We start from the raw sequence: 3,160 nt of genomic DNA on the forward strand, positions 1-3,160 counted from the left end.
TGTTACTTACTGGAACAACAAAGCCGAAGAACTTTTGTTGACTAAAAAAGAACAAGTCATTGGCAAAAAACTTTGGGATGTTTTTGCAGCACACGTTGGACAAAAAGCATACAATGAACTTAACAAAGCACTGAAATATCACGAAGCCGTGCATTATGAAAACTTTTTTGCCGAAAACAATACCTGGTTAGAAGTGAGTGCCTATCCCTCAAAAGCAGGCCTGTCAGTCTATTTCAAAGACATCACCGAACGTAAAAGACAAGAAAAAATCATCAGGGATACCAATGAACGTTTTGAAAAAATCACTGAAGCCACCAACGATGCCATCTGGGATTATGACGTAACCAACAACACCTTGTTTTGGGGCAAAGGGTTTGAAAACCAGTTTGGTTACAAACTCGACAAAATATCCCCAACCCTCGACTTATTAATGGGTTCTATACACCCGGATGACAGAGACCGTGTTTCCGGTAAGTTTCAAAAGTTTATGGATGACGGTGTTTCCACAAACTGGTTTGAAGAATTCCGATTCAAAAAAGCAGACGGAAATTATGCCTACGTTATAGACAGGGCTATTTTTATCAGGGATGAGGGCGGCCGTGTTACCCGCGTGGTTGGAGCGATGAGCGACATCAGTTACCGGAAGGAATATGAAGAATCACTCAAGCAACTCAATAAAAAGCTGAAAAGTCACGCCAAAGAACTTGAAATCTCCAATCAGGAACTGGAGCAATTTGCTTATGTGACTTCACACGACTTGCAGGAACCGCTCAGGATGATCAGCAGTTTCCTGATGTTGCTTGAAAAAAAATACGGCGACAAGCTCGATGAAAAGGCCCTTGAATACATCTATTATGCCGTTGATGGTGCCAAACGCATGAAAAAAATAATACTCGACCTGCTGGAGTTTTCAAAAGTGGGCAGGTTTGACAAAGTAAAAGAAACTGTTGATATCAAAGAACTGCTTGAGGAATACTGTGTTTTACGTAAAAAACTCATCCATGAAAAAAATGTGAACATTCAGTTTGAAAACCTGCCGGCAATAGCCACTTACAGGGCACCCCTCGCCCAGATATTCCACAATTTGCTGGATAACGCCATCAAGTACAGTAAAGAAGACAGCCCCCCTGAAATTCAAATTACAGTTATAGAAAATCATGACCATTGGGAGTTTGCCCTTCAAGACAACGGCATTGGGATTGAGCAGGATTATTTCAGTAAAATATTTATAATATTCCAGAGGTTGCATAACAATGACATTTATGAAGGCACCGGAATGGGTCTGGCCATAGTGAAAAAAATCATTGAAACCCTGGAAGGAAATATTTGGGTATCTTCACAACCGGGAGAAGGAAGCACCTTTTACTTTACTATTCCAAAAAACATTTAATTATTTTTGTCGAATGAAAACAGTGTTTAAAATCACAGGCATCTATTTAGCTGTTGCCTTATTGTGGATCTTGGTAAGCGATGAAGTTGCACTCTGGTTGTTTGGAGATGATATCATGCGACTGAAAACCGCACAAACCTATAAAGGCATCCTGTTTGTCATAACCACAGCCACAATACTTTTTTTTCTTCTTAAAAAACATTACAAAACCCTCAACCGTAAAATATCGCAACTGCAAGAGTTGAACAATCAACTCGAAACTTCCAATAAAGAGCTCGAGCAGTTTGCTTATGTAGCCTCCCATGATTTACAGGAACCCCTGCGCATGATCAGCAGTTTTCTTTCCCGGTTGGAGAGTAAATACAAAGACAAACTGGATCAAAAAGCCAATCAGTACATCTTTTTTGCTGTTGACGGTGCCAAAAGAATGAGTCAAATCATACTTGATTTACTGGAATATTCGAGAATTGGACAATTTAAAAGAAGCAAAGAAACCATAGCGATTCAGGATGTTGTTCAGGATTTTTGCAACACACATCAAGAAGATATCAAAGAAAAAAAAGCGAAGTTTATCTTTGAAAAATTGCCGGAAATTACCAACTATAAAACTTCAGTCACTCAAATTTTTCACAATTTGCTTGATAATGCCTTAAAATACAGTAAAGTGGACACGCAACCCGAAATAAAAATTCAGGCAGAAGATAAAGACACACACTGGCAATTTTCAATAACAGATAACGGTATTGGAATTCCTGAGAGCGCCTTTGAAGAAATTTTCGTAATTTTCAGAAGGCTACATGAAAAAGACAGTTTTTCAGGAACGGGAATCGGGTTGGCCATTGTTAAAAAAAATATCGAAAAACTAAACGGTACGATTTGGGTCAACTCTGAAACCAATCAGGGAACCACCTTCAATTTTACCCTTAAAAAATAATTCAATTTATGAAAACTGCTCATATATTACTTGTTGAAGACAACCCCGGTGACATCCTGTTAACTACCGAAGCCCTCCAAGACAGAAAGTTTATCAATAAAGTGAGTGTAACTAAAAACGGTGTGGAAGCCTTGGATTTTCTATTCAAAAGAGGAGTCTATCAAAATACTGAAACCCCTGACCTGATATTATTAGACATCAATTTACCGTTAAAAAACGGACACGAAGTACTTGAAGAAATAAAATCAAACGAAGAAACCCGAAAAATTCCGGTGATTATACTAACCACATCATCTGCACAACGCGATATTGATATATCCTATGAAAAACACGCCAATTGTTTTATAACCAAACCTCTGGATATAGTAGAATTTATTGATGCCATTTCAAAAATTGAAGATTTCTGGGTGCAGTTAGTCAAGTTACCGGTCAAAGAATAATTATGAGTATTGATAAAAACAACTACAACATCCTGGTGGTTGAGGACAACCCCGGCGACTACCTGCTGATTGAAGACTACATTCAGGAACATATATTGAACCCTACTATAAACCATGTCCAAAAATTTCAGGATGCATTGGATGTACTAAACAACGACCCCTCAAAATTTGACATTGTATTGCTTGACTTATCGCTGCCTGATATTTCAAAAGAAGACCTGATCAAACAAGTAAAAAGTATTACAAAAACTACCCCTGTCATTATCCTCACCGGTTATTCCGATGTGGAATTTGCCACCAAATCACTCGCCGTTGGTGTTTCTGATTATTTGCTTAAAGACACCATCAACCCATTGGTGCTTTATAAAAGTATCCTTTATGCCAAAGAACGTTTTG

4 protein-coding genes are annotated in these 3,160 nt (G+C 38.3%); all 4 read left to right on the plus strand.

Features of this window, described 5'->3' with window-relative positions; all coding sequences use genetic code 11:
- The coding region (locus AC6F75_RS07925) for an ATP-binding protein (protein WP_500714444.1) at nt 1-1,390 on the plus strand (1,390 nt) is incomplete at its 5' end.
- Between the two features lie 13 nt (nt 1,391-1,403).
- Nucleotides 1,404-2,324 carry an ATP-binding protein gene (locus tag AC6F75_RS07930; protein ID WP_500714445.1) on the plus strand — a complete coding sequence of 307 codons (921 nt, stop codon included), beginning with the start codon at nt 1,404-1,406 and terminating at the stop codon, nt 2,322-2,324.
- Nucleotides 2,325-2,332: 8 nt separating this feature from the next.
- Nucleotides 2,333-2,764 carry a response regulator gene (locus AC6F75_RS07935; protein WP_500714446.1) on the plus strand — a complete coding sequence of 144 codons (432 nt, stop codon included), beginning with the start codon at nt 2,333-2,335 and terminating at the stop codon, nt 2,762-2,764.
- 2 nt (nt 2,765-2,766) lie between these two features.
- Nucleotides 2,767-3,160: response regulator (locus tag AC6F75_RS07940; RefSeq protein ID WP_500714447.1), on the plus strand; the 394-nt coding region annotated here is incomplete at its 3' end.

It is taken from the genome of Planktosalinus sp. (assembly GCF_059864935.1).